General features: G+C 40.9%; 35 protein-coding genes. 28 read left to right on the top strand and 7 right to left on the bottom strand.

Annotated elements, in window-relative coordinates; genetic code table 11:
* Positions 1-43 precede the first annotated feature (43 nt).
* Positions 44-751: a GntR family transcriptional regulator gene (locus I592_RS12160; protein WP_010779905.1), complete on the top strand. Its 708-nt coding sequence runs from the start codon at positions 44-46 to the stop codon at positions 749-751.
* A 77-nt stretch (positions 752-828) separates the two neighbouring features.
* On the opposite strand, the gene I592_RS12155 is transcribed toward I592_RS12160, so the two are convergent.
* Positions 829-2,028, bottom strand: a complete 1,200-nt coding sequence (locus I592_RS12155; RefSeq protein ID WP_010779906.1) for an enolase C-terminal domain-like protein — start codon at positions 2,026-2,028, stop codon at positions 829-831.
* A gap of 274 nt (positions 2,029-2,302) precedes the next feature.
* On the opposite strand from I592_RS12155, the gene I592_RS12150 reads away from it, so the two are divergent.
* Genes I592_RS12150 through I592_RS12140 form a run of 3 tightly spaced genes read left to right on the top strand, consistent with a single transcriptional unit; the run spans position 2,303 to position 5,794 of the window.
* On the top strand, positions 2,303-4,132 hold the full coding sequence (locus I592_RS12150) for a glucose PTS transporter subunit IIA (protein WP_010779907.1): 1,830 nt from the start codon (positions 2,303-2,305) through the stop codon (positions 4,130-4,132).
* 14 nt (positions 4,133-4,146) lie between these two features.
* Complete coding sequence (locus tag I592_RS12145; protein ID WP_010779908.1) at positions 4,147-4,806, top strand: bifunctional 4-hydroxy-2-oxoglutarate aldolase/2-dehydro-3-deoxy-phosphogluconate aldolase; 660 nt, start codon at positions 4,147-4,149, stop codon at positions 4,804-4,806.
* Complete coding sequence (locus I592_RS12140) at positions 4,799-5,794, top strand: sugar kinase (protein WP_010779909.1); 996 nt, start codon at positions 4,799-4,801, stop codon at positions 5,792-5,794. The genes I592_RS12145 and I592_RS12140 overlap by 8 nt, the downstream gene beginning before the upstream one ends.
* Positions 5,795-5,845: 51 nt before the next feature.
* Here I592_RS12140 and I592_RS12135 read toward each other — a convergent pair whose 3' ends face one another.
* Positions 5,846-7,387 (bottom strand): DMT family transporter, encoded by a 1,542-nt coding sequence (locus I592_RS12135; protein ID WP_244265176.1) that lies wholly within the window; start codon positions 7,385-7,387, stop codon positions 5,846-5,848.
* Positions 7,388-7,720: 333 nt separating this feature from the next.
* Here I592_RS12135 and I592_RS12130 point away from each other — a divergent pair, with 333 nt between their 5' ends.
* Complete coding sequence (locus tag I592_RS12130; protein ID WP_010779911.1) at positions 7,721-8,227, top strand: S24/S26 family peptidase; 507 nt, start codon at positions 7,721-7,723, stop codon at positions 8,225-8,227.
* An 86-nt stretch (positions 8,228-8,313) separates the two neighbouring features.
* On the opposite strand, the gene I592_RS12125 is transcribed toward I592_RS12130, so the two are convergent.
* Positions 8,314-8,598 (bottom strand): hypothetical protein, encoded by a 285-nt coding sequence (locus I592_RS12125; protein WP_010779912.1) that lies wholly within the window; start codon positions 8,596-8,598, stop codon positions 8,314-8,316.
* 227 nt (positions 8,599-8,825) lie between these two features.
* Positions 8,826-9,194, bottom strand: a complete 369-nt coding sequence (locus I592_RS12120) for an ACT domain-containing protein (RefSeq protein WP_010779913.1) — start codon at positions 9,192-9,194, stop codon at positions 8,826-8,828.
* Positions 9,195-9,324: 130 nt separating this feature from the next.
* Here I592_RS12120 and I592_RS12115 point away from each other — a divergent pair, with 130 nt between their 5' ends.
* Both I592_RS12115 and I592_RS12110 read left to right on the top strand, forming a co-directional pair.
* Positions 9,325-10,278 carry a quinone oxidoreductase family protein gene (locus tag I592_RS12115; protein WP_010779915.1) on the top strand — a complete coding sequence of 318 codons (954 nt, stop codon included), beginning with the start codon at positions 9,325-9,327 and terminating at the stop codon, positions 10,276-10,278.
* 87 nt (positions 10,279-10,365) lie between these two features.
* The gene (locus I592_RS12110) at positions 10,366-10,632 is read left to right on the top strand and encodes a hypothetical protein (RefSeq protein WP_010779916.1); all 267 of its coding nucleotides are present in this window, start codon (positions 10,366-10,368) and stop codon (positions 10,630-10,632) included.
* Between the two features lie 27 nt (positions 10,633-10,659).
* Here the strand turns inward: I592_RS12110 and I592_RS12105 are convergent, their stop codons facing one another.
* Positions 10,660-11,100: an Lrp/AsnC family transcriptional regulator gene (locus I592_RS12105; RefSeq protein ID WP_010779917.1), complete on the bottom strand. Its 441-nt coding sequence runs from the start codon at positions 11,098-11,100 to the stop codon at positions 10,660-10,662.
* A gap of 141 nt (positions 11,101-11,241) precedes the next feature.
* Here I592_RS12105 and I592_RS12100 point away from each other — a divergent pair, with 141 nt between their 5' ends.
* Positions 11,242-11,832 carry a DJ-1/PfpI family protein gene (locus I592_RS12100; protein WP_010779918.1) on the top strand — a complete coding sequence of 197 codons (591 nt, stop codon included), beginning with the start codon at positions 11,242-11,244 and terminating at the stop codon, positions 11,830-11,832.
* A 253-nt stretch (positions 11,833-12,085) separates the two neighbouring features.
* Here the strand turns inward: I592_RS12100 and I592_RS12095 are convergent, their stop codons facing one another.
* Positions 12,086-13,294, bottom strand: a complete 1,209-nt coding sequence (locus I592_RS12095) for a tyrosine-type recombinase/integrase (RefSeq protein WP_010779919.1) — start codon at positions 13,292-13,294, stop codon at positions 12,086-12,088.
* A gap of 115 nt (positions 13,295-13,409) precedes the next feature.
* Positions 13,410-14,249, bottom strand: a complete 840-nt coding sequence (locus I592_RS12090) for a LexA family transcriptional regulator (protein WP_010779920.1) — start codon at positions 14,247-14,249, stop codon at positions 13,410-13,412.
* Between the two features lie 173 nt (positions 14,250-14,422).
* Between I592_RS12090 and I592_RS12085 the strand changes: the two genes are divergently transcribed.
* The 20 genes from I592_RS12085 (at position 14,423) to I592_RS11990 (ending at position 25,910) form a co-directional block, all read left to right on the top strand.
* Entirely contained in the window at positions 14,423-14,668 is a 246-nt protein-coding gene (locus I592_RS12085) for a helix-turn-helix domain-containing protein (protein ID WP_010779921.1), read from the top strand.
* Positions 14,669-14,711: 43 nt separating this feature from the next.
* Positions 14,712-15,023, top strand: a complete 312-nt coding sequence (locus I592_RS12080) for a DUF771 domain-containing protein (protein ID WP_010779922.1) — start codon at positions 14,712-14,714, stop codon at positions 15,021-15,023.
* An 11-nt stretch (positions 15,024-15,034) separates the two neighbouring features.
* Entirely contained in the window at positions 15,035-15,217 is a 183-nt protein-coding gene (locus I592_RS12075) for a hypothetical protein (RefSeq protein WP_010779923.1), read from the top strand.
* Between the two features lie 5 nt (positions 15,218-15,222).
* Positions 15,223-16,074: a hypothetical protein gene (locus I592_RS12070; RefSeq protein ID WP_010779924.1), complete on the top strand. Its 852-nt coding sequence runs from the start codon at positions 15,223-15,225 to the stop codon at positions 16,072-16,074.
* Positions 16,075-16,103: 29 nt separating this feature from the next.
* Positions 16,104-16,475 carry a hypothetical protein gene (locus I592_RS12065; RefSeq protein ID WP_010779925.1) on the top strand — a complete coding sequence of 124 codons (372 nt, stop codon included), beginning with the start codon at positions 16,104-16,106 and terminating at the stop codon, positions 16,473-16,475.
* Positions 16,475-18,421, top strand: a complete 1,947-nt coding sequence (locus I592_RS12060; protein ID WP_010779926.1) for an AAA family ATPase — start codon at positions 16,475-16,477, stop codon at positions 18,419-18,421. Before I592_RS12065 ends, I592_RS12060 begins: the two co-directional genes overlap by 1 nt.
* 3 nt (positions 18,422-18,424) lie before the next feature.
* Positions 18,425-18,622 carry a hypothetical protein gene (locus tag I592_RS12055; protein WP_010779927.1) on the top strand — a complete coding sequence of 66 codons (198 nt, stop codon included), beginning with the start codon at positions 18,425-18,427 and terminating at the stop codon, positions 18,620-18,622.
* Positions 18,622-19,494: a recombinase RecT gene (locus tag I592_RS12050; RefSeq protein ID WP_010779928.1), complete on the top strand. Its 873-nt coding sequence runs from the start codon at positions 18,622-18,624 to the stop codon at positions 19,492-19,494. Before I592_RS12055 ends, I592_RS12050 begins: the two co-directional genes overlap by 1 nt.
* Positions 19,487-20,215: an MBL fold metallo-hydrolase gene (locus I592_RS12045; RefSeq protein WP_010779929.1), complete on the top strand. Its 729-nt coding sequence runs from the start codon at positions 19,487-19,489 to the stop codon at positions 20,213-20,215. The genes I592_RS12050 and I592_RS12045 overlap by 8 nt, the downstream gene beginning before the upstream one ends.
* An 11-nt stretch (positions 20,216-20,226) precedes the next feature.
* A complete protein-coding gene (locus I592_RS12040; protein WP_010779930.1) occupies positions 20,227-20,994 on the top strand; it encodes a DnaD domain-containing protein in 768 nt (255 codons plus the stop codon).
* Positions 20,995-21,062: 68 nt separating this feature from the next.
* Positions 21,063-21,839 carry an ATP-binding protein gene (locus tag I592_RS12035; RefSeq protein WP_049944392.1) on the top strand — a complete coding sequence of 259 codons (777 nt, stop codon included), beginning with the start codon at positions 21,063-21,065 and terminating at the stop codon, positions 21,837-21,839.
* Complete coding sequence (locus I592_RS12030) at positions 21,836-22,090, top strand: hypothetical protein (RefSeq protein WP_010779932.1); 255 nt, start codon at positions 21,836-21,838, stop codon at positions 22,088-22,090. Before I592_RS12035 ends, I592_RS12030 begins: the two co-directional genes overlap by 4 nt.
* A complete protein-coding gene (locus tag I592_RS12025) occupies positions 22,080-22,550 on the top strand; it encodes a DUF1064 domain-containing protein (RefSeq protein WP_010779933.1) in 471 nt (156 codons plus the stop codon). The genes I592_RS12030 and I592_RS12025 overlap by 11 nt, the downstream gene beginning before the upstream one ends.
* Positions 22,551-22,562: 12 nt before the next feature.
* Positions 22,563-23,333: a hypothetical protein gene (locus I592_RS12020; RefSeq protein WP_010779934.1), complete on the top strand. Its 771-nt coding sequence runs from the start codon at positions 22,563-22,565 to the stop codon at positions 23,331-23,333.
* Positions 23,334-23,346: 13 nt separating this feature from the next.
* Positions 23,347-23,523 (top strand): hypothetical protein, encoded by a 177-nt coding sequence (locus I592_RS12015; RefSeq protein WP_244265175.1) that lies wholly within the window; start codon positions 23,347-23,349, stop codon positions 23,521-23,523.
* Between the two features lie 232 nt (positions 23,524-23,755).
* Complete coding sequence (locus I592_RS12005; protein ID WP_010779936.1) at positions 23,756-24,304, top strand: LemA family protein; 549 nt, start codon at positions 23,756-23,758, stop codon at positions 24,302-24,304.
* A 3-nt stretch (positions 24,305-24,307) separates the two neighbouring features.
* A complete protein-coding gene (locus tag I592_RS12000) occupies positions 24,308-25,057 on the top strand; it encodes a hypothetical protein (RefSeq protein WP_010779937.1) in 750 nt (249 codons plus the stop codon).
* Between the two features lie 29 nt (positions 25,058-25,086).
* On the top strand, positions 25,087-25,272 hold the full coding sequence (locus tag I592_RS11995) for a hypothetical protein (RefSeq protein ID WP_010779938.1): 186 nt from the start codon (positions 25,087-25,089) through the stop codon (positions 25,270-25,272).
* Positions 25,273-25,515: 243 nt separating this feature from the next.
* A complete protein-coding gene (locus I592_RS21430; protein ID WP_010779939.1) occupies positions 25,516-25,683 on the top strand; it encodes a hypothetical protein in 168 nt (55 codons plus the stop codon).
* Positions 25,680-25,910 carry a hypothetical protein gene (locus I592_RS11990; protein WP_010779940.1) on the top strand — a complete coding sequence of 77 codons (231 nt, stop codon included), beginning with the start codon at positions 25,680-25,682 and terminating at the stop codon, positions 25,908-25,910. The genes I592_RS21430 and I592_RS11990 overlap by 4 nt, the downstream gene beginning before the upstream one ends.
* The last annotated feature ends 158 nt before the right edge of the window (positions 25,911-26,068 follow it).

Genomic DNA, 26,068 nt, shown 5'->3' with positions numbered 1-26,068 from the left:
TGTTAAGATAGGAAGTAAGAATACAGTCAACAAAGGAGCTTCTATGAAAAAGCGCGAATTCATCGTTCAGGACCTATTGAGCAAAATCTATCAGGAAGAATTTAAGGAGGGGAAGCTGCCGAATCAAAGAAAGCTGGCGGACATCTACGGAGTCTCTCGCTTTACGATCCAGCAGGCAGTGAAAAACCTCGAGGAGATCGGGATCGTCCGCGTCGTTCAAGGCTCGGGGATCTTCGTCCATGAAAAATGGGTGAAAAATCCGCTGATCTTCAATTCGCTGACTCGAACCCCTTATGATCGGATCGGCTCAAAGATGATCGATTTGAAGAAGGGGCCTGCTACGTTAGATGAGCAGAAGATCTTCCAACTTCCAGACGGAGAGGAGATCTGGACCTTCGAACGGATTCGGATCGTCAATTACAAGATCGAACAGCTAGAGATCTCGAAGCTGCCGGTGGCGATGTTTCCTGATTTATCCAAAGAGGTCGTCGAGCACTCGATCCAGAATTACGTGGAACAGAAGGGCTTCCGGATTTCCCATTACATCACCAGCTATGACCCCATCACTACGTCAAAGGAACAATCAAGGCTACTCCTGTGCAAGCGCGGGACCCCCGCGATGCAAATCACCAATCGAGCGATCTTAGAAGATGGTCAGGTCTTTGAATACAGCAGCATCGTGGCGATCGATTATTCAGTGACCTATATTCGACCGTTTGACCGAGAGATCCATCGGTCAAGGATCGACTAACGCTGCCACTTTCATTTGCCAAAAAACGCCCCGCGCTTCAGCATCCAACTGAGTGCGGGGCGTTTCGCTAGTTTTTCTTAAGGTGTAACGATCGTTCCGTCGGGTGTGCGGCTTTGCGTCCATTCGTGGGGACGGTAGACCACGGGATACTCCGCGGCTAATTCTTCATTGAAGGTAACGCCGATGCCGCTTTCTTCGATCGGATAAAAGAAGCCTTTTTCAGGAGTCGGAATATTGCCAAAGAGCTTCTTCATATTTTCAGGAATGTCGATGTTTTCTTGGATGGCGGCATTGTGTAAATGAATATTCAAGTGCGTATTCACCGCTAATCCAACAGGGGTGATGTCTGATGGTGTATGCCAAGCAATACGGATACCCATCGCGTCGCAATAATGGGCCAGCTTCAGCGCCGGTGTGATCCCGCCGATCTGTGACACATGCGCCCGCATGTAGTCGATTTGACGGTTGCGTACCAATTCCTTCCACTCCATCGGATTGTTGAACAATTCGCCTGTAGCGATAGGTGTCACCGATTGACTGCGCAATTGCGCCAACCATTCATTTTGGTTTGGCGGCAGGATATCCTCTAAAAAGAAGAGGTTGTATTTTTCTGCTGCTTTCGCAAATTGGATCGCCTGATTCGGGTGCAGACGCTCATGGACATCGTGGAGCATCTGGAATTGGGTGCCGTAGTTTTCTTGGATGTCGGCAAACATTTTTAGCGTCGTATGCATGTAATCCTCTTGATCAAAATAGGAGCCCTCGATCGGATTTTCTGGGGTTTCCAGGTTGCTTGGATTGCCGCCGTAGAAGCCTAGCTGGCAACGAATGTAGCGATAGCCTTCTGCCAAAAAGGTATCGATCTCGCTGTGTAGATCTTCTAAGTTATCCGCGACTGCGTGGGTATAGGCAGGAATCGCCGTCCGCGCCTTGCCGCCCAATAATTGATACAACGGCATATCGGCCAATTTCCCTTTGATATCCCACAGCGCCATGTCGACACCTGAGACCGCGTTGTTCGTGATAGGCCCATTGCGCCAGTAAGAGTTGACATTCATGACTTGCCAAAGGTCTTCGATATGATTCGCATCTCTGCCGATAAGCAGCGGCTTCAAATATTCCTCTACGACTGTTTGAACGGCTAAAGGACGGAATTGGAACGTGCCGCAGCCAACACCGGAGACCCCCTTGTTGGTCTCTACTTTTACAATTAATAAATTATGGCGATCCGGTTTGATCGCGTAGCTTTTTATATCCGTGATGATCGTTGGTGTCATTTTCTTCACTCCAATGTACATAAATATGAATCATTTGTACACTTATTGAAACACGCCAATGATAGGGCTGTCAATTTGGTCTGAAAAAAGGGAAGTATACGGCGTAAAAACAGTCCAATTTTTAAAAATATTTTTATAAAACGTTGATAAATAGCTGTTTGTTTTTGATTTTCAACAAAAAGGACTGGTTTTACAAGTTTAGTCAGCCATGCTACTATGTGTGTGAAAACGGAAACACATGAAATCATGTTTCGAAGAATAAGGAGGAAAAATAGTGAAGCACGAAGAGATAGCAAAACAAATCATTCAACATGTTGGCGGTGCAGGAAACATCAACAATGCTTGGCATTGTATGACTCGGCTGCGGTTCAATTTAAAAGATGAGAAGCAGGTGGATTATGCCGCGCTGGAAAAGATCCCAAAAGTCGTCGGCACAAAATACCAGAGTGATCAGCTGCAAGTCGTCATTGGAACAGATGTTGCAGAGTACTTTGCACCGATCGCCAAAGAATTAGGCTTAGACGAGAACAGTCAGCAAGACAGCGGTGAGAAAAAAGGCGCCGTGTCTCTATTTATGGATACTGTCTCTGGGGTTTTTGGTCCGATCGTTCCCGCGATTGCCGGAGCCGGCATGATCAAGGGGCTGATGGCAGGGTTGGTCGCATTGAATGTGATCTCCAATCAAACAGACACTTATTTGATCATCGACATGATCGCTAGCGGCGTATTTACTTTCTTGCCATTCTTTGTTGCTGCTTCTGCTGCTAGGATCTTTAAAACCAATCAATACTTGGCAGTCGCCATCGCTGCAACGCTGCAATTTCCGACGATGACCAACGCGGTCGCGGAAGGATCGATCTCAGCCTTCAAGCTGTTCGGTGTGATCCCTGTACCGGTCTTCAACTATGCAGGTACAGTTATTCCCATCATCTTTGCCGTCTTGGCCTTAAGCTATATCTATCGTTGGGTAGACAAGGTCTTGCCGCAAGTGTTACGAACCGTATTTACACCGACGATCTCATTGTTTGCCGCAGGTTTGGTTACATTGACGATCATTGGACCCCTGAGTATTCATTTAGGAAACCTATTGGCTGCGGGTGTTGCGTGGTTGTTCTCGATCTCGCCTGTCTTAGCGGGTGTCGTGGTGGGAGCGATTCGTCCAATCGCCATCTTTACGGGACTGCACCATGCAATGACACCGATCGCGTTGCAAAACTTTGCCAACCAAGGGTATGACATGCTGATGCCGATGATGTTTATGGCAAACATGGCGATCACTGGGGCAACAGCAGCGATCTATACGAAAGTAAAATCAAAAGAAGAAAAATCTCTAGTCTTGTCTTCGGCTGTTTCTGGTTTGCTGGGGATCACAGAACCGGCATTGTTCGGGATCTTATCTAAATACAAAAAAGCATTTATCGCTGCGACGATCGGTAGTTCTGTCGCTTCAGCGTTTATCAGTTTCTTCGGCGTTCGTATCTACGGCTACATTTTATCTAGTATTTTCAGTCTGCCAGCGTATATCGGGCAGTACTTCATCTTCGCGGTTTTAGGCATTTTGATCGCGCTGATCTCTTCATTCGTGATCACGTATATGCTCGTTCCAGCAGAAGAGGGCGAAGAAGAAGAATTCACGAACGAAGTGAATCTGCACTCAGTAGCGAAAGGCAGCTATGTGCCATTAGAAGATGTTCCAGATGAAGTATTTTCAAGCAAAATGATGGGGGATGGCTTTGCGATCAAATCCGTAGATGGCGTTGTGTATGCACCAGTCAGCGGAACCGTGACAACGGTCTTCCCTTCAAAACATGCGATCGGCATCAAAACGGCGAATGGCGTAGAAGTCCTTGTCCACATGGGGATCGATACGGTCACCTTGGATGGAAAAGGTTTCGACGTCGCTGTAAAAGCTGGAGACAAAGTAACCGCCGATACCAAGATCGCCAAAATGGATCTGGACTATATCCACAGCCAAGGAAAAGAGACCATGATCATCGTCGTGATCACGAACATGGATCGTGTGTTGAAATTCTCAGGGGAAAAAAATCTAGAAGGACAGCATCAAGCGGGGGCCATTTTGGAACGCGCCTTGCTGAATGGATAGGGGATAAGAAGTACATGAAACGAATGGAAATCTTAAAGCGTTTAGAAAAAGCCGGAGTGATCGCTGTCGTTCGAGGCAAAGATCACACCGAGGCGGTTCAGGCAAGTGAGGCGATCCTTGCGGGGGGAATCAAAGGGATCGAAGTGACGTTTACGGTTCCGAATGCGCAAGCAGTGATCCAAGAGCTAGCCGAAACCTATCGTGACCGAGAAGAAGAGGCGGTCATTGGCGCTGGAACAGTCCTGGATGCCATGACTGCGCGATTAGCGATCATGGCAGGTGCAGAGTTCATCGTCAGCCCGAGTTTTGATCAGGAAACTGCGGAGATATGCAATTTGTACCAGATTCCTTATTTGCCGGGCTGCATGACGATCACTGAAATTCAGCAGGCGTTGAAAAGCGGAGCAGATATCATCAAACTCTTCCCTGGCAGTGTCAGCGGTCCGAGCATGGTTTCAGCAGTCAAAGCGCCGTTGCCCCATGTGAATTTAATGCCGACAGGCGGGGTAAATCTAGAAAACATGGCGACGTGGTTCGAAGCAGGTGTCGTAGCTGTCGGCGTCGGCGGAAATCTGTTGGCACCAGCCGCGAAAGGTGATTTTGAACAGGTCACGGAAATCGCACAGCACTATGCGGCAAAGCTGGCGGAGATTCGAGGCAAAGCAAATGGCTAAGGTCGTCTGCCTAGGAGAGATCATGATGCGTCTATCTGCTGAGGTAGGGACGCGCCTTAATAAAGCCCATCAATTTGACGTATTTTACGGAGGCGGCGAAGCAAATGTTGCCGTCTCTTTAGCCAATTACGGTCATCAGGTCCAGTTTGCCAGCAAGATCCCGGACAATAGCTTCGGGGAGGCGGTCACTCAGCACTTGAGAAGCTATGGTGTTGGAACAGAGTACCTGTTGAAGGGCAACGGCAGATTAGGAAGCTATTATGTCGAGCAAGGCGTCAGTCAGCGTGGCACTAAGGTCATCTATGATCGGAGCACCTCTGCTTTTGCCCAAATGGCTGCAGTAGAATGGGTGGGCCCTGAATTGTTTGACGGAGCAGACATTTTCCACATCTCCGGTATCACACCGGCATTGTCAGAAAGCTGGCAGCAGTTGACCCTCGAATTGGTCCAACAGGCCAAAAAAGCTGGCTGTAACATCAGTTTTGACAGCAATTACCGTAAAAATCTATGGACACAAAAGGAAGCCGGGGCGTTCCTAAGAAAGATACTGCCCCTCGTTGACTATTGCTCCGCAGGCAAACTGGATGCGATCCACTTACTGGGTATTCCAGAGACGGATGCGAGTATCACCTACTATTATCAAAAAATGCAGGAGATGTATCCTACCATCAAAGCCTTTTACTCTACGCACCGCCAGGTTCATTCCAGCAGTGTAAATGAACTGCAAGGGACCTTGTTTTCTGGAGGGGTCTGTTACACCTCTAAGCAGCACATGATCGATCCGATCGTTGATCGAATCGGTGGAGGCGATGCCTTTACCGGCGGCATCCTACACGGGCTTTTGAAAGAGCGTTCACCAGAAGAAATCATTGAATTTGCGACTGCCGCTTCAGTATTGAAGCATTCAGTAAAGGGCGACTGCAATCAATTCAGTGAAAAGGATGTTTTAACGTTCGCAGAAAGCGAAAGCGCAAAAATAGAACGATAAAAGACTCAGAAATGCCTTCGATTCAATGAAGGCGTTTCTGAGTCTTTTTAATTATAAAGCTAAAATGATTTTGAAATATTGACGCTTCTCATTGCTCTGCCAATGCCACTCACCGTTGGAACGCAGAACGGCTTGCTCCAGTTCATGATGAGAATCATTCGTAGAGGCTGTCTCTACGGATTCGTCAAACGAATGACGCGTAAAGGCGCTGGTGTTGCTTTCGATGATCAATTGCGTGTGTTCTTGCCGAATGACGATGTCGATCGTGCCAAAGCTCGTTTCCTTCAGGAATTTCTCGAACAATTGGATAAATAGGAACAAGTCGTCGTCCTCCAGCAGAGCGGCTTCTCGATCGACTGTCAATTGGCAAGAAAAGAATTTCGCCTGTCGCTGAAATTCTCCATGGTAATAGTCCCGCATCTGCTGAAGCAAAGGACTCAATCCTACAGGCTGGTCGCTGCTTTCAGCCTCCTTTTCAGCCAGTAGCTTAAAGGTCGCCAATAGATTTTTCTGCTTCTCTGTTGCCTTTAGCTGCTGCTGCAGGGATTCTTGTTGCAAAAGACGCTGCTGTTTGATGAAGGCGAGGTCTTCCTCGACTTGATACCCGGCGATCAGCAGCATCAATCCGCTGAACAAGATCAACGGCCAATCCGTCGTTAAATTCGCGGCACCTGCAAAGAGCTGAATGTAAAAGAAACAATGGATGAAGGCCGCCATAATGATACCCGGCGAACAAATCGTGTAGAAGCGATTATGATCGGCAGATTCTGCCAAGGCGATCGCCGACGTATACAAGGTCATAAAGACGTTGAAGCCGCTAAAAATCTGTACGGCGATCGGCAAAGATAGCTTACCCATCGCGAGACAACATAGACCAAACACTAATAAAAAGACCTGTGATCCCACGCCGTAGAGATAATAGTGATGGTACTTTTTCGTTCTCAGCAAATAGTAGTTCGTTAGAAAGACCGGAATAAGGATCGACGTCAGATTGTAAAGAATCGAGGACACCCTTGGTCCTAATAATGTACTCGCGGGAACATTCAACACGAGGGATTGCATCCCCACCAGCAAAGTAAAGCCGATCAGCAGCAGGGAGCCGATGCTGGCTTTTTTTGATTCCTTCGGTTTTGAAAGGAATAAGGCCACCAATAAGGCAATCAACAACGAGCAGACGATCAGCAGTAAAAACTGCGGCAGAGAACGAAGAATGAAGAAACGATTGACCTTCGCGGCTTCTCCAATGAATACTTGCGCGGGAATGCCGGCGTAATATTCATAAGGTGTTTTCGTGACGATTCGTAATTTCTGCTGGTAATAATCATGAGGCAGACGGATCGTCGTCTGCAAGAGCCCCGGCTCTGTCTGGGCATCCGTGGCGCTGTATTTGTAAATCAGCGTTTCCCCTACGAAAACAGAGAGCCACTGATGGTTTGTACGGACGACTAACTGCGGGTCCTTCAGCTTTGTCTCTAAATGCTGCTGCATAACGAGGGGATTGTTCGGGTGTACATTTTTTAAGCGCTGTTCCGTCTTGCCGAAGATGTAGTGATCCGAATGGTCCTTGACGATAAAGGTCCATCGTTCATTCAATGTGGTAACATTTGTTTTTTTAATTTCACTTGTAATTTTAAAAGTAATAAGTGAAAACGTCGTTAAAATAACAAATATTATTAAAAGTAAATTTGTTTTTTTAAGGGATCGAAAGTCTCGATCCTTCCCAGCCCGGAAGATAATGGTAGAACACCCTTTCATTGAAAAAAGAAAATATTTAGCGTATTTAGCTACAATAATAGTAACATATTGGCAGAATTAGTCAAAAAATAGTCAGAATTTTCTTCAATAGTCCTATAAAAAATAGCTTTTTTTGATGAATGTGCTATGATGATACTAAGGTATTTTCTTTCTAAAGGAGGCGTGAAACACGTGCTTAAAAATAAAAAAATAACAGTTGTATATGCTGTTTTGATTTTTCTTCTGTTTGTCCTGGCTGTCCTAACAATTGTTATTCCAAAATTGCTGAATGTGACACCCTATGTCGTCTCTGATGACAAAATGGTGCCAGAATACCACAAAGGCGGATTGGTTTTTGTCAAAGACGTGATGGACCCGATTCATGTAGGGGATACGATCACGTATTATGAAAATCAAGGGAAGTCGATCAAAACACGGCGTGTCTTAGCGGTGGATCACAAAATCGACGGCTATTTTGTCAAAGGGGACAGTGCTGTCAAAGCAGAGATGGGGATGGTCCATGAGCGGAACCTGATCGGCCGACCGCACTTTTATCTACCCTACATAGGCTTTTTAGCAGATGCGAAAATTATGAACATCCTAAAGTGCTGCCTGTTTGTCGGAGCCATTTTAATGACACTCTCGACCATTTTCTTCCAAACGGAGAGAAGGCAGAAGCTGCGCCAGCAAGTCGAATAAAAAAGACCTCCCAATCGTGGGTCCCTCAAGCGTCAGCATGTTCTAGCGCTTGAGATCCTCACGATTCATGGAGGTCTTTTTCTTTTTTAATAAGAGAGCAAGGATTCCTTGAGTTCATTTCTAGAATCTTTCATTTCTTCCTGTATTTCTTTCCGACTCGCCTTTAATTCTTCTTTGACTTCTTTGGAAGCCTCTTTCATTTCGTCTTTGCTGTCTTTCAAGTCACTGTTGACTTCTCTTCTCACTTCTTTTAACTCTGTACGAAAACTTGTTTTCCATACAGGACGAAAAATTGAACGATTGACTGTAAGCAACCCGATACAAGCGATCCCTAAAATCAACACGGTGATATCCAACCCATTTTTTTTCATATTCGTTCCTCCTCGAATTGTTGCGGCACATAGTCCAATCAACGAATCTCCCCCAAAGTTGCTCGTCGGTGCTCGTCGTTTTTCTTTTCGATTTATTACTACACTCTCATAATAAAAGAAAAAGGTCTCCGTTACGTCCAACCAAAGTCCTATTTTTGTTCGGCTGAAGGACCAGAAAAGGAAAAAAATGATAATTCCACAAAAAAAAGAGCAGAGAGCTGCTCCTTTTACTTCACGACCGTATAGCCGCCTTCTTGTAAAACGGCAACGGCATCGTCGTAACGATCAGATTTGATTAAAATATAATCCGTATTGTACGTAGAGATCGCGAAAATGCTGATTTGAGCGTCGGCCAGCAAAGAAGCGATTTTTGCCAAGATTCCTACCAGGCTAAAATCTAAAACGCCTTCGATCTTGAGACCTCGCCAATCATCCTCCCGATTGAGCGTATCAGCAGGAACGCGGTCGGTGGCAGAAACGAGTGAGATTTCTTCGTCTGTGACGCCTATGAAGAGCGGCTGTTGTGTGACGTCGATGGTTTTTAAGTCAGCGACTTGATACACGGACAACGCTTGCGGCAATGTGACTAGCTTCATTTTTTTAACTCCCTTCTATTCTTGTGATCCTTCAAATTTATCAGAGGGCCTAGTGAAATGCAATCGGATTCTTTGCTGAAAAACGCGCGTCATAGTATATTTGAAAAAATGATCGAAGGAGTTGTTGACCATGAAGGCACTGTATTTTGAAACCTTTGGTGGCAGCGAAGTTCTGCAATATGGCGAACTCCCTGCGCCTATTCTGAAGGAAGAGGAAGTATTGGTAAAAGTAGAGTATATCGGGTTGAACTTTGCTGATATTTACCGTCGCCGCGGGGAATACCACATTGAAAAGCACGAACCCTACATCAATGGGTATGAAGGGGCAGGCGTAGTCGTGGAGATCGGCGCCAAGGTGACCAGTCAAAAAGTCGGAGAGACCGTATTGTTTGTCGATGTTCCTTTTGCGAACGCCGAGTATGTCGCTGTTCCCAGCGAACAAGTGATTCAATTGCCAAAAGGCGTCGACAGCAAATTAGCCGCAAGCATCGGTCTGCAAGGAATGACGGCTGATTTTTTGGCACATGATCTGGGGAAAAATGCGCCTGGCGAAAAAGTGTTTATCACTGGGATCAGCGGCGGAGTCGGTCAGATTCTTTCGCAAATGCTAGTCGCGGACGGTGTCGAGGTGTACGGCTCTGCTTCCTCGACTGAAAAGCAAGCGTTGGCTTTGTCTCATGGCGTCAAGCACGTCTTTCCGAGCCGGGAAAATTCTTGGATCGAGTCCGTGATCGGCGCCTTCGCTACTGCCTATGACGGTGTCGGCTCCACGATCCAACAGAGTTTCGATTTGATCCAGCATCGAGGAAAAGTCGTCTTTTTCGGTATGGCAGGAGGCGACCCGGTAAACATCGACCCCGTCGAATTAATGTCGGAATCTAAAAGCTTGTTAACGGGAGATCTGTGGGATTACCTAACAAGTTACGAAGAACGGAAAATGCGCAGCCAACGATTGTTCAACTATTTCATTGAAAAAAAGATCGCCATCAGCGAACCGACTATTTTTCCATTATCAGAGGGAAAACAAGCCCATGAATTTCTCGAGACAGGCAAAAGCATCGGAAAGGTCCTGTTAAAACCGTAAGTCGAAGGTTCGTTAAGACGAAAAACGTAAGCACAACTTTCGTCTTCTTTTTGTCTTTCTAGTATAGTGGACGGGGGAGGTGGAAACATGGAAAATCTTATCTTGATTGGGCACATTATTTTTGGTATCGCTTCATTTGCAGGCTCTTTATTATTGACGATTGGTTTTAGAAATTCATTCGCCAAATTGACAGGGATCCAAAAATCAGGCATCGTCTTGACTGTTGCTAGTCTTTTCGGAACGATCGCCTTTGCAATGTTGACAAAAGGCAACGTGATCGGTGCAGTCCTATTCATCGTATTGGGCATCGCTATGTGCGCATTGCTTGTGGCACCAAAAGCAGTAAAAGAATAAAAGAGAACAAAAGAAAAACGCTGGAGACTAGGTCTCTAGCGTTTTTTTGATGTCATTGAAATCATTTGTTGATGAAGAAAAAACGAGATGTGTAGAAGGACGGCCAAATGCCATCGTCTCGTCAATGAATTGTTCCAGCTCTTCCATGTCCGCGGCGACGACTTTGGCTAAATAACTGAAGGTGCCCGCGAGCCGATAATTTTCCAGCACGAGGGGATGGTCCGTACAAAATTCACGGAAAGCTTGACAATTGACCGTTTCAAACAAAATAAAAGCGGTAAGGCTCTTTTCGATTTTTTTATAATTAATGTTGATGGTATATTTTTCGATGATTCCTTTGTCCTCTAATTTTGTGATGTGTTCCTTTACGGCAGGGGCGCTCAAAGCAACTTTTTGGGCAATCTCACTATAGGACATTCGGGCATTTTTTTGTAACAATGCGAGAATTCTTTTATCCGTTTCATCCATTGAATGCACGCCTTTCTTTTTTTAGCTATTTTAGTTTATTTACCTTAAATAATAAAGATCTTTTGCAAAAACACATTATAAATCAACTGTAATATCTTGGAATTCTACATTATCATAAGTAGAACAAAAGGGGGATCACTTATGAAGAAAATTTTATTGCTTTTGGCCGACGGCTTCGAATCCTATGAGGCCAGTGTATTTACAGATGTTTTTGGGTGGAATTTATTTGAGGGCGATCGAACAACTTCGCTTGTTTCGGTGGGGATGCATCCAACCTTAGCGTGTACGTGGGGCTACTCATGTATCCCCATGAAACAACTGAAGGAGATTCAGTTGGAAGAGTTTGATGCGTTGGCGATACCCGGCGGTTTTGAAGAAGCCGGCTTCTATAAGGATGCGTTCAATGAAGAATTTCTATCAGTTATTCGCTGGTTTGATCAGAAAAACAAACCCATTGCTTCGATTTGCGTGGCCTCCCTAGCTGTCGCAAAAAGCGGTGTGCTAAAGGATCGTTTCGGCACGACGTATCGCTTCAAAAATAATCCGCGGCAAGACCAGATGGAAGAAATGGGCGTGAAAGTCAAAAGAGAAGAGAGGATCGTCAAAGATCGGAACATCATCACCTCCTCTTCACCAGAAACGTCATTGGATGTCGCCTTCTTATTATTAGAAAAAATGACTAGCAGAGAAAATATGTTGAAGGTGAAGGAACGGATGGGCTTCTCCGTCTAAGAAGGAGGGATCGCCAGTTTTATAGTCAAGTCAGAGAAAAGCGTTGGTTGATCCCTTGTGTTACCTGTGAGACCGGTGGAACACTTTGGATGTGAAAGAACTGTCTGCTTCAGAGAAATAAAAAAATCTGTTCGTTGATTTTTAGGTCAACGAACAGATTTTTTGCTGAATGTACATCACAGGAGAAATTATTCACTGTAATAATAGGTGGAATCAGATAGAAAAAGCGTGATTAAATCAGGATTCATTAAAATCATACAGTATCAGCTTTTAAAAGTTTTGGCACAAAATTTGTCTCAACATTTTTTCCAATATCACAATTTTTGTATGATTCAAAATGGTAAATGTTATCAATCGCTCGTGCTATTTTTGGACGATTTTTCCTTTTTAATTCATCCAAAATATGCGAGTAAACTTCTTGAGTAACCGATGTATCTTTGTGACCTAACCGTTCAGCAATGGATATTAGATCTATTTCTTGTGTGAGTAAAATCGAAGCATGGGTATGGCGCAGACCGTGAAAAGTAATAGGTTGCTTGATATCCAATTGACCCTGTACTTTTTTCAATTCTTTATTAACTGCATTGGAAGAAATGACTCCATCCCGGTAATTGAAAAAAACCAAGTTGCTCTCATTATCGATTTTTAACTCTTCGAACAATTCTTTCTGTTCCTTCTTATAATTTTTCAGTAAATCATTAGTGTGATTATCAATGTCAATAATCCTATTTGACGACAGATTCTTTGTCGGCGCGAAACCTTGATTAAGTATCCATGTTTTATTTATGTCAATTAGTTGATTATCGAGATCAATATCATCCCAAGTCAAACCTTCTAGTTCTGAAAATCTAGCTCCAGTTGCACTTCCCAAAATAATTAGATAAGGAGAGGTGTACCTTGGATCTAATCTTCCTTCAAAGTCACGAATCAATCTTTTCAGCTCAACCAGTTCCAAAAACTTTTCGCTGGCTTTCTTCGTCTCTACTTTCCCCTTAATTACAGGTTTTCGGGTTACATCATTAAGTACAATTTTATTATCTAAAGCATCGAGCATCATAGCTCTAAAATGAGTATGGAATCTTTTTGTGGTAGCTTTGGCATGAGTTTCAGCAAATTCGTTTAGCATTTCTTGATAGTCTTTTTTTGTTAAATCACTGAGTGAAGTCGTTGGTAGGTACTTTTTTATATTGTTTAAGGTATCTCTGTAACATCCATAAGTCCTTTCCGAGACTTCATCTTTTTTATAGTTCTTCATCCAGGTTGCGAAGTAATCCGAAACTAGCATATTCTTCATATCTGGGTTGTATCCCTTATGCAACTCTAACTCCATTTCAGCAGCTTCTGCTTTGGCATCGGCTTTTGTACGAAATCCGCTTTTGCGCAGTTTTGCATATTTACCATCTTTTTTCTTATAAGAAATTTCATATTGCCATGATTTCCCTCGTTTTACAAAATTTGCCACATTGAATCAATCCTTTCATTTTGATACAATAGGCATGCGAAAGAACCTATTGTTTAGGTTTTATCTCAGTACGATTCTGACTCTTGGTGGGGTAGGAATCGTATTTTTTTGTCTATTAAACCTGAACCACATAAACAATCACTTTTCCGTAAACCACTAAATTTTCGGCCTCTGAGTAACTAACCACAACATCAGTGAATGAAATGTCATTTGTGTCTGGTCTGAAAATGATTCTTTCATTCGCCTTGTCATTGATGAATCGTTTGATAGAAAATTCATTATCGTTACTAAAAACTACGATGTCATTATTTTCCAAATCGTAAACAGAATCCATCTTTTTTACAGCGACCATTGATCTATTCGGGATCACATTGTTCATAGACTCCCCATTTATAGTTGTGAAAAATATATCTGAACATCCTGCATATTTCCCCATGAGCATGTCAGGGATGGCAATTTGTTCAATATGATCTTCTTCAAATGCTTCAACAGTAGAAGGAGCGCCAGCAGAAATATTTGCATCAAAATAATTGTAATCATGCGCATCGTGATACAAAGCTGTAATTGAATTTCCTCTATCCGTAGTCATTGAAGATAGACCTATGCCCATAGAATTAGCTTTATCCGCTAACCTCATGAAATCATCACCTGTAATACCTTTTTTAGCCTCGTTTAACTCTTCAACAATTTCTTTTTTCAGATCAATGAAATCATAGTTTCTGGAATGTCTAGGATCAATGTCAGCTTTGTCTACATTAAAGGCTTTTGCGATCTTAGTTAAGTTTTCTTCTTTGATCGTTGATCTTCTTGCAAAATATCCTGAGAGAGTAGAAGTAGGTATTCCTGTGAGTTCTGAAATCTGCGCTTGAGTCATGCCCCTCGTAATGCTCTTCAAATTATTTGATATCTCATTTCTAAGCTGTTTTTCAAAACTACTGATTGGAGGTCTGCCCATGTTATTTGAAGCTCCTTTCTTTTAATCGATAATTGAATTCTAACGACTTTTCTCGTTTTTTTCAAGAGAGATATTCTAAAATAACCTCGTTTTTTTAAGAAAATAACGATAAAAATATTGACTAAACGAGTTTACTCGTTTATAGTTGTCTTATCGAAAGGAGGCGTAAGCAAATGAGTAAAAAAATTTCACTGGAGGCTGCGCGTGTTTTAGTCGGGTTATCTCAGAGGGAAGCAGCTGAAAAGTTTGGTGTTCATCCACAAACTGTTGCTAGTTGGGAGAACGATTCAAGTAAAGTAAAGCAGAAGTATGTTCAAATGATTCCACAAATTTACTTAGTAAATCCAACTGATATTTTTTTTGGAACTAAAAACGAGTTTACTCGTTATTATGAAGAAAAACACGATTTAACCATTTAAATAACTAGTTTGTTTTTTCTGTAGTAAGGAGGATCGAGACGTGATGCAGTATTTGGAAGCTAAAATCCCAATACCTGAAGATTGTGTAATAATCGCAAAAATTGAATACGAGGAATTGAAAAAAGCAAATGATTTAGGAGACACAATGACGCTCGAAGAAGTTGCCGATCGTTTGAACAGATCTAAAAAATGGGTAGTAGATGAGGTCTTGAAAAATCCAAAGTTTAAAAGGCACCTAGACATTAGGCATGGAGGATTTGTTCATTACGAAAAAGGCGGAGGAGATAAGTACATTTTTTTAAAATCAAAAACTCTAGATTTCATCGAGAATAATTTCTCACGATTACTAGGTTAGGAGGACAAACAATGAAAAAAATTTATTGGATACGACGATTAACTCTTCTTATGGCCATGATCGGCGTTGGTGCTGCGACAACCGGATTCATACCGGTATGGATCAAAATCTTACTGATTGCTGGTGTAGGTGGGAATTTACTTTTGACTGAGGAGTTCGAGTTTGATTTGAGAAGTAGAACTAGCGGGAGGTGATCAAATTGGTAGCTAAACTATGGACCGAAGAAGAAACGAATTATTTAATCGCTAATGTGAAATTTGATTGGTATGGCAACGTCAAAAATTATTCTAGTCTGGTATCCGATATGGGTAGAACAGAACCTGCTTTAAAAAGACAAATTGTCATATTGCGCTCAATCGGGGACTTACCACCTATGAAGACTGACGAGGATTTTTTGGAGGTTATAAAGCAAAAAGCCTTGTTTGCAGAGACAAATCAAATTCTAAATTTAGAAGAACTTTGTCAAGAAATAAAAGTAAGCGAGCGTGTTTTCAAACGCCGAATTTCAAAGTGGAGAAAGGACGGTAGTTTACCAAAAATAGATATGACACTCCAATTCGACTTGTATAGAAGGCACTACTCGGAATTAGAAGACAAAAAAATTATTTACATGAAAAAACGAGGTTCGTCGAATAAAGAAATAGCCAACCTTCTTGGCAGAAGTAAAAAATCAATTGATAGCAGAATCTTTCTTTTGAAAGAATTAGGGGAATTAGATATTTCTGGACATTGGCTTGACTGGGAAGAACAAGCGATCCTAGAGAATGTGACATTCGATGATAATGGATTCGTCAATAACTACCCTAAACTACAGAACTTACTTCAAGGTCGAAGAAATACCGAAACTATACGTGGAAAAATATTTTCTCTAAGAAAACAAGGGCGCTTAAAAACGATGCCTAAACCGGGCACTACGAGCGTTAAGCGCAAAGAGTATATGCAGAAAGTTAATGCAATAACTTTTGCTAAAAAGGAACAGAAAAAAAATCAGATTATTTATACACATCAAACAAAAAAGCCTACCTCGGGGGCAACCGAAGCAGGCAAATAAAAAACGTTTATCTAAGGAGAATATACCACATGAAAACAAATAATGAAATGATCGAACAACATATCGAAGAACTTCAACAGCTAGTTAATGGAACAAAAGCAGGACTCGTTTTAGCGTATACAAGCCCGGAGAGCGAAGGAGAAACTCAAGTCCTTTCTGTCGGAGGTTCAATGAGTCAAGCAGCTAACTACTTAGCAATACAAGATGCTCTTGCAAGAGACGCAGAAAATTCAAAAGGTTGTGATTGCAATGGTTGTTCGGCATTACGAAATATTGCTGCAGGAGAAGTAACCTTCGATGACTACTTGAAAAGCGAAGAAAAACCTGCGCACACTTTTGTAATTGAAACCCCTGAGGACTTTCGAAATGCTTTGAACAGTATTTTTAAGGGGGAAATCTGATGACTGATATTTTAATCAATAAAATCATTTACAAAAATTTCAAGGGATTAGATTCCTTTGAGCTTGTACTGAACGGTACATCTGCAGTTGTTAGTGGTCGTAACGGTTTAGGCAAAACAACATTATCTGACGGTCTGCAGTGGCTATTCTTTGGAAAAGATTCCACAGGAGCAAAGCTTAATCCGAAGCCTCGTGATAAGCAGAATCAAGAGCTTCTAGGTTTGGAGCCAACAATTGAAGCCGAAATGATCGTTGATGGAAAAGTGACGGTTCTCAAACGAATTCAGGAGGAAAAATGGACCGCGAAAAAAGGTGAGCTTGAAAAGACTCGTAGCAGTGACAGCACGAGATATTTTATCGATACAGTACCGATCAAAGAAAAGGACTGGAAATCATATCTTGAAAAATTAGGCGGCGAACCTACGCTACAAATGCTCTCGAACTCGTCTTTTTTTATGACACTGAACTGGAAAGATCGGCGTGAGCGTTTGATTAGTCTTACTGATTTAACAGACGAGCAGATCATCAGAGAAGATGATGAACTTAAAGAAATCAATGAATTCATTGGTGATCATACCATCGAAGAGATGAAGAAAATCCTTAAAGGCCAAAAATCAGATATTAAGTCAGACATTGACGGCATGCCTGCACGAATTCAAGAAGTCACTGACATAAAAAATCAACTTGGTTTGACAGAAGACAAGGTGGCATTAGAGAAAAACATTGCTGATATGAGTGCAATGATTGCTGAAAAAGAATCTTGGTTAATAGATGTCAAAGCTGGCACAGTAAATCACGAATTAAACGAACTGAAACAGAAGCAAGCTGACCTAAGAGCAAAGCTTGTAGATGAAAAGACGAAATTCCAAACGAATGCTTTTGCCGCAACTTCCACATTACAAGAAGATTTTAATAGTCAGCAAGCGCTAGTTAACTCGTTGCGTATGGATGTCTCTTCTTTGGAAGCTAAAGAGTACAGGATGCAAGAAGTGTTGAAAGAAAAGCGAGATTTTCTCCAGGAACATCTAGCTAAATACAAGGAAATCAAAGCTGTAGATTTTGACGAGCATCAAAAGACCTGTCCGACTTGCGGCCAAAATTTACCATCCACCGAGATTGAAAAAATGGTGTCTGAGTTTAACAAGAATAAAGCGGAGCGTTTAGAAAAGAATGTTGAAGTTGGTAAAGCAACGAAAGAGGATGCGAAAAAATTAGAGGCTGAGATCATTCCCCTTCAAAAAGAGATCAGCGAAAAGAGGAAACAACTTGAAGTATCAGACTCGCGTTTAGACGAAATTAATAATGATTTGATCTTCCAGAAAAATAAGCAAGGTAAGTTTGAGGATTCGCAAATCTATCGCGACATTATTGCAGATAACACTCAGCTTGAAAAAGCAATGGAGCTTGCAACTGCGAAAGATACCAATGCTGAAGAAGATAAGTTATCTGCTGAGATTCAGTCGGATAAAGAAATACTCGCCGGTCTAAACCAGGAACTTCAAAAATTTGACATGATCAAAACCTATGACGATCGTTTAGCCAAGCTAAAAGACCAGGACAAAGATTTGAAGAATCAAAATCAATTAGTCGAAAAACAATTGTGGCTGATCGAGGAATTTACTCGCCGCAAGGTGAAACGAATTGAAGAATCGATTAACAAACTGTTCTCAATCGTTAAATGGAAACTGTTCGATGTTCAGAAAAACGAAGGTATCAAAGAAATGTGCGAAGCCACTTATCAAGGTATTGAATACAGCAGCGGCTTAAACAATGGCGCACGAATCAATTGTGATTTGGATATTATCCGTACATTGTCTCGAGAAATCGGGATCACTATGCCAGTGTTTGTTGATAATGCTGAATCGGTTAATGCGCTGCAGCCGATCGAAGGACAGATGATTGAACTGCAAGTAACCGAAGATGAAAAACTGAAAGTTGAGGTATAGAAAATGAAAATGTTTGTTTATGTAGTGGTAAACCATGAAAAAGTTTTTCTGGGAGTGTTCGAAGATCCAGAAACTATTTATGAAGATGTTGAAGTGAAACTGTCAAACTTAGGTTTTTCTCAATGGGCTGAAAAATATCCAATTTACATGATGGGCGCACAAAAAGAACCATATCGCTTACTTTGGGAGGATGAAAAATAATGACAAATCAAAATACGCCAGCACTATTGCAAAAAGACATTACAGATCAGGTGAATCAAAAAGTAGCAGCTATGCAGAACGAGGGGCTTTCATTACCACAAAATTATAGTCCGGCAAACGCTCTAAAATCAGCATTCTTTGCAATGACTAACTCATCATCAGGGAATCTACTAGAAAAATGCACCAAAGAATCTATTGCTAATTCATTGCTTGATATGGTTGTTCAGGGGTTGAATCCATCAAAAACACAGTGCTACTTCATACCTTATGGGCAAACTTTAAAACTGACCCGGTCATATTTTGGGACTCAAACAGTTTTAAAAAAACTGAAAGAAGTAAAAGACATTTGGGCAAACGTCATCTACCAAGGTGATGAATTCGATATTGAAATTATTGACGGGCGTGAAACTCTAAAGAACCACAAAACGACTTTTTCTAACCGGGATAACGAAATCATCGGAGCGTATTGCATTATTGAAAAAGCTGATGGCGAACGAGTACTTACTACCATGACAAAAAAAGAGATCGATAAGTCTTGGAGCAAAGCAAAAACTAAAAATGTTCAGAATGATTTCCCACAGGAAATGGCAAAACGTACAGTGATCAATCGTGCTGCTAAAGCATTTGTTAATACTAGCGACGATAGCGATCTACTGATTGAGGCAATCAACAATACAACAGCCAACGAATATCAGGACGAAAACGAAAGAAAAGAAGCTGAGATCATTGATGAGATTGATCAAAAGGCTAACAGTGAAGTGTTTGACCCGAAACCTGTAGATATAATTGACGATTCTCAAATTAACAACGAACCAGAGCAGTCGCCTTATATTGAACCAGATCAAGCAGAGGACGCTGATCCATATGCTTAAAATTAAAAGCTTTGGATCGGGTAGTTCAGGCAATAGCTATTTGATTGATGACGGCAATACTCAATTGATCATTGAAGCGGGGGTCCAATATAAAAAAGTTCAACAAGCAATGAGGTTCGATTTCTCTAAAGTAGTCGGTTGCCTAATAAGTCATGAACACCGCGATCACTGTAAATATGTACCGCAGTTCATTGATTCTACATCAATAGAGTTTTTTTCAACAATGGGAACCTTTAAAGGGTTGTCAGAAGATCCGATTTTACATTTACATGCTAATGACTATTATCGTTTTAGTTTTTTGAAATATAAAGAAACAAAAATGATTGGGACTTGGTACGTGACGCCGTTCCAAACCGAGCACGATGCTGCAGAGCCTTGCGGGTTCTTGGTTGACAATACTTCTGGTGATCGACTGGTGTTCATTACGGATTCTTATTACGTAAAATATAAATTTCAAAATGTGACACACATGATGATTGAGGCCAATTATTCAAAAGATGTAATCGACGAGAAGATGACGGCCGGCTTTGATCTAAAAAGAAAAACTCGCTTGTTAGAGAGTCACTTCGATTTCAATCAAACGAAAGAATTTATTAAGGCTAATAAATCGGATCGGCTACAAGAAGTTTGGCTTCTTCATCTATCCGATTCAAATAGTATCGAAAAACAATTCAAAGAAGAAACCCAGCAGCTTGTTGGTGTTCCTGTCTATATAGCTTAGGTGGTGATTTCATGACCGGTGGATGGATTAAGCTTTACCGTCAACTACTAGAAAAACCGATTTGGTTGGAATCATCACCAGAGCAGAAGGTGATTTTGATTACTCTTTTGTCGATGGCCAATCACGAAGAAAAAGAGTGGGAGTGGCAAGGCGTTCCTTATAAAGCTAAACCCGGTCAATTTGTCACATCACTCGAAAGTATAAGAAAAAAATGCGGAAAAGGTATCTCTTTGCAGAACATTCGTACTGCACTGAAAAGATTTGAAAAGTACGATTTTTTAACAAACCAATCAACAAAGCAGAATAGGCTGATAACTATTGTTAATTGGGGGATTTATCAAGAAAAAAATTCAGAGCTAACAGAACAGCCAACAGTCGCCTCACAGACGCCTAACAGTCAGCTAACAACTAACAAGAATGAAAAGAATGATAAGAATAATGTTGTAGTAGTAGAGGAGCAAAATAATTCGCCTTTCAAATCAGTCGTAAAAGCATACGAATCAGTTTTCGGAATGATTAATTCCTTCATGGTTGAAAACCTTCAATACTGGTCCGATGATTTATCTCCTGAATTAGTCGTTGAAGCATTGAAAATTTCCGCCAAAGGAAATGCTTCAAATTTCAAATACACAGAAAGCATTCTTCGTTCGTGGGAAAAGCAAGGTGTTAAATCACTGGATGATGTTATTGCGTTAGAAAGAAAAAATGAAACAAGGAAACAAAATAAAAGATCAAATTCGCAACCGAGCGAATGGAAAGAATCAGGTGATGATTTTTGATCGAAGGAATTACAAGACGATTTGGAGCTTTAATTGAAGCTGGTGCCTGCCCAAAATGTGGTGAGCCAATGCTTAAATGGGAAAACAAAAATAAAGATGGATCAGAACGATGCGCGCCCGTTTGTGTTGCACCAGGTTGTGGCCACCGGGAAATGACCAAACGTAACAGCGAAAAGAATCAAGTCATTGTTGATGAATCAGTGAAAAAAGCTGCCGAATTAAAAATGATAAAGAATTCCATCGTAACTGATACGAAAGTTTGGCGGAGTAGTTTCGAAAGTTACAAAGTGATGGACCAAGAAACGCAACAAGCAAAATTTAAAGCTCAAAACTGGATGAATAAAATTCTTAACAACGAAAACCTTCATGTGATCTTTACTGGTAATCCAGGTGCGGGCAAAACACATCTAGCAGCAGCGATCATCTTTGAAGTATTGGAGAAATCCAATTATAAGCGAACTGTAGGGATCATTAATTTTCGAGAACTGCTTGAGCAATTACGTGTAGCCATCAATGACGATGAAGTTCGGAAGTCAATCCGCGGAGCGTTAATGACCGAAATCAAAAAGATGGATGTTTGTGTGATCGACGATTTAGGAGCAGAACTGGGAACAGCAGAGAACCCAACAAAACCGACACCATTTGTCATTGAAACATTACAATCATTGGCCGAAGCTCGTCTGGAAAAGGCGACGATATTTACCAGTAATTTAAATTCAAAACAAATTCTGACTTTATACGGTGAAAGAATTTATTCCCGAATGATGAACGGTGCCAAAGCTGACGATAAACTAAGTGCCTTTCGATTTAAAGAGACATCTGATAAAAGGAGGAATCCGATTTGAGTTTTGTCGTAAAGAAAGAGTGTTATCTCGATGAACATGGAAACGGTAGACCAAGCTCGGTTCACGCCAAGAAACATGACGATTACGAGATGGCCGAAGCTGTCGCCTTAACTTGTGGCGGCAAGGTTGTAGAACTGATTGATAGGACAGATAGAAAAATGGTTAGAACTAAAATTGAACCGAAGAAGAAACAGGCGCCCAAGAAAGCGAATCAAGCTTGGATGCGGAAAGGATATTTAGATGGGGAATAGCCCAACAGCTTTAAATAAGCGAGGAAAAAAGGTAGTCATTGACGGCTACAAATTTGACTCAGAAAAAGAGGCGTTGTTTTACCAGCGTTTTGTAAAGGACTGCGGATTGCCGTTTGAGGTACATCCACGTTTTAAATTGACTGAATTAACGGAACTCCCGGAAGGCGGCAAGATTACGCAAATTGCTTATTCACCAGATTTTATTATTAAAGATCATGATGAAAATTGGCTACATGTGATTGACGTGAAAAATAGTTTTGGGATGTATGGAATAGATCAAGCGAACAAACTACGTTTCAGGCTATTCGCGATTTTTTACAAACATCCGGTCGAGGCTGTAGTGATCCGGAAGAATGATTTCAAAGTGATCACTCAAGGAGTCACTAAATCACTAAATGAAAAAGATCCGTATATTACAAAAAATTTTGATTATCACTGGAAAGACGCAACTAATTATTAGGAGGGCAAATAAATGTCAATTGAATTTAAACCAACAATCAAATCAATAAATATCGCAAGCGAGGATTTGACAAAAATTACCTTGGAAGTAAAAAACGGTTCTTTAGATGGGCAATATGAGGACTTGAGAAAATTATCGGGAAAAACAGTAGTCGTAGCAATGCTGCCGGATCATTACTCTTACACTCAGAAATTTGATCGTAGCACGAACAAACCAGTTCAGGAATGGATAGTCAATTCTGACGGCACAGCCGAAATGAAGGAAACAGAACAAACTCAATTAGACGTTGATGGAAAAGGCAACATCGATATTCGAGAAATCGAGAAGAAAGTTGATAAAGATTTGATTGATGAATACATCATGAAATCTAATTCAATTGAATTCCCAGGAATCATTAATCCTCGTGATGTTATCTCTCGGTTAGACCAGGGCGACGATCTAGGAGAAGTAGCTGATGCTTACGAAATGTCTGACGCCGCCCTATTGACCGAGATCGAAAAAGCTCGAAAACATTTCGCTCCTTTTGCTGATGCATGGAATAAAGTTCGAGGTGAAGTTGTTTTTCAGGATGCAAATGAAACTGATTTGGAGGCTGATGCTGGTTCTGAACCCTCAGAAAGCGACAGCGAGGAGCCAAAAGAAGAAACAGCTAATCAATCAGAAGAAATAGAGAACGCCTCAGAAGACGAAATAGAGCCCGAAAACGAACAGCCGGAAAATGAAGATTCTGAATCAGATGAACAATCAGTTGACGAAGATCCGGAAGATGATCCTTATAAATAAAGAGGATCGGATTTTGATATTAGAAAATGCAAAGTGGATTTGGTCCAAAGAGGAAATAGAGCGTGCTATATCGCTCTTTTCCTTAGGATTGACTCCTAGTAGAGTTGCAGAAGTCATGGATCAAAAATACATTGATACAGGCTTGCTGTATCTCTATTTATTGGATAGCGGAAAAATAAAAATGGAGTGATTGTATGTATCGAATCTATCACGACGAAATTGCAGCGATAGTGGTTGATGAAGTTAATCGATGCTTTTGCTACACAACTATTTCAAAAGCTAAACAAATTACTAAAGGAATTCAGACCACAATTAGCCGCCGGTCGGCACTATATCAACGAGAAGAATATCTTCTAGAACTTGGGTATAAAAAGGAGCGGTTTGTTTCTTAGATCGATTATGTAAAAAGGAGCTTAACAGAAGTGAAAAACCATAAATTAATTTTAATCATAGCAGGAACAATCTGCGCTGTATTTTTCGCAACTTTCTTATATTGTAAGTCTGTTGAAAATAAAGCGATAGTTTTGGAAGAGTCAATTTCTGAATCAAAATCAGCTATTAGTAAAGAAGAACAACGAAGAGTGGATTTGTTTTCTATTCTAGTTGATGCGATCCAGAATTATAACAGTTATGAAAGTAATACTTTGGAAAAAATCGTAGATGCAAGAAAAACCGCTGAGAGCGGGGATGTCGAAAAAGCATCAGAGAAGTTGTCGGTAGTGGTTGAAAAATATCCTGATTTAAAAAGTCAGAAAAATTACCAAACAACGATGAAGGAATTTTCTATCACAGAAAATCGTTTAGCTGATTATCGCGATAACTATAACGATTTCGTTAAGCAATATAAGCGATATATTCGGAAATTTCCGGTAAAACAATTTTTATCAATATCGGGATACGATATCCAAAGTTACAACTATTTAGAGTTTACTGTTGATAATAAGGTTGCTACTAATCTTTTTGGTAAGTAGCTTATGGGACAAATTGAAGTTACGAAAAGAGAAATAATCTTGTGTATCGCAATAACAGCAGTGTTAATTGGTGTGGGGTTTCTTTTATCAGGCAAGGTATTAGAATCTTCAACCGATAAAGAGAGAATTTACAACACGGCTGTAAAAACAAAAACTAAAGAGGATTTTGATTATTCATTAGAAACCGAACAAGGTCACTTAATTTCAGAAGGTAAGTTTACTGCAGTTGAACCAGTAACTTTTTCGGAATTGGACCAAAAATTTTCGTATGTATGTAAAACTAGAGAAGTTTATACCATGCATACAAGGCAAGTACCTCAATATGATTCAAAAGGTAATCTGACAGGATATACAACTGAATTTTATTGGACTTGGGATTATGCTGGATCAGAAAAAAAGATTACAAAACATTTAAAATTCTATAATCACAATTTTAAAACCGATAAATTTAGATTAATCAGTACGAAAAATTATGGTGGTTACCGCTATGAGACTTCGCACATTAGATACTTCTATGATGTGGTCCCTAAAAGTTTTAGAGCTAGTTTTATCGCTAAAGCCAGTAGAGATGGACTAGTACCTTCTTTTGGAAAAAGAATTGAATTATCTAACAGAACATTGATTGATCAAATCGAATACGGAAAAAGCATCAGTAGAAAATCAGCAATTTACTTTTGGGTATTGTGGACAATATTAATTATTTTGGTAAATGTTGTTTTTGTCGTATTAGATAATAGGTACCTGAATAGTTAGGTTAACTGGGGCAATTAAGGAGAAACGAAATGTCAAAAGAAAAAGTAGAGATCGAACAGGTTACAAAATACTATTTAGACCTACCCAAAATAGGAATGGTTAATGAGATTAGTAATAATCAGCTATGTTGGACAAATTGTGATGGTGGATTGACTGAATTGGAAATAAAATCAATTGATGATCGATATTGGAAATTTGCTAAGCAAATTGAGTAAATAGTTCCGTAATCGGACGGAATAAAGGAGTGAATAAATTTGGTTATGAGTAGAATTGGAACAAGTACAAGAGGTATAACTCTTTACGACATACTAGGCGACCATTCTGTTCCAAAAGAACGGTGGCGGTTGCTGAGTAAACTGTCGTACAAGTATGGATACGAATCGCAAAGTATTAAACTTGCACCGCATCCGAGGGCTATCAAGAAGTAATGTAACGAAGGCTATCAAGGAGGTTTTTAAATGAATCAATATCAAGTTAGATATATTTCTCATAACGATCGGATAGCAGTCTGCTATTTACATGCGGACAGTCTTAAAGAGGCGGAAGAATCTGCACGGATACTGCAAGGCTGCAAGCAATTGATTTCTATTCATGTGTGGCCAAAAGAACAGGGGGATTGCGAATGAAATACGTATGGCTATTTGAAAAGACGCCTAATGACGATATGGGATTACCAGATATTTATTCCTCCAAGAAGAAGGCAATGCATAGTTTTAAAGACGATTATGAATTTGCTCGAGCAAGGGGAATGGACGTAGAAATCATATACGGAACTTTCGGTGTAGCCGCGAGCTGGACTGAAAATGACGAACAACAAGTTTCATTAAGAGTGGAAAGAGTAAAGGTACTCTAACCACGCCAATTAAGGAGGGATGATTAATAATGACGATTAGATTTAGGAGAATTAGAGCAAAAGGACAAATTAAGAAGAACAGCTATATAAAATATTTGAAAAGAAAACACGACTATACCAACTGTAGTTGGTGCAATCGTGTTATCAAGAAAAATTCT

Origin of the sequence: Enterococcus gilvus ATCC BAA-350, assembly GCF_000407545.1 — a bacterium.
GTDB classification, from domain to species: Bacteria; Bacillota; Bacilli; order Lactobacillales; family Enterococcaceae; genus Enterococcus_A; species Enterococcus_A gilvus.
This window is presented reverse-complemented; position numbering and strand designations above follow the sequence as displayed.